Source organism: Vibrio sp. 1288 (assembly GCF_033344475.1).
This window is the reverse complement of record NZ_JAWPOX010000880.1, coordinates 1-576: the sequence shown is the minus strand read 5'-3', so window position 1 is coordinate 576 and position 576 is coordinate 1. Positions and strand designations below refer to the sequence as shown.

The window sequence follows — 576 nt, the reverse complement described above, 5'->3', positions numbered from 1 at the left end:
AATAGACCTATGGCGTACCATTCTGGCACTTTGCCTGTCGAAACAGTCAGAAACACGACGGCGAAGATATCTTGCATAACCAAAATACCGATGGCCAGTGTGGCGTATGTCGCGTTGAGTTCACCTTTTTCCTGCAGTGTTTTTACCGCGAAAACAGTGCTAGAGAAGGAAAGTGCAAAGGCTAGGAGCAATATCTGCCCGCTTTCCATACTTGCAAGGGACGTTAATCCAAGCAGTTTCAGCCCTGACAACGCAAGGGCAAAAAAAGCGGTTGAAAGAATATTGTGCGCTGTTGCGCCGCCCCAAATTTCTTTGGAAAGCAATGTTTTTACATCGAGCTTTAAGCCAATAGTAAAAAGCAAAAGAGTAACGCCGAGATCAGCCAGAGTGACAATAACGTCATTACTTTGATAGCCAAAGGCATGTAAGCCAAAACCCGCTAGTAGAAAACCGACTAGAGGGGGAAGGCTGCATTTGAGCGCGATGAAGCCTGCTAAAAAAGCCGTTGTAATTAGAATAATTTCCATACTGTTGAGCTAGATTCCTGATATACGAAAACGGGCTGTGAAAACACAG

1 protein-coding gene is annotated in these 576 nt (G+C 45.0%); it reads right to left on the bottom strand.

The annotated features are described in order from the left end of the window. On the bottom strand, window positions 1-527 hold a 527-nt coding region (locus R8O11_RS29880), incomplete at its 3' end, for a cation:proton antiporter (protein WP_318089851.1). Window positions 528-576 lie beyond the last annotated feature (49 nt).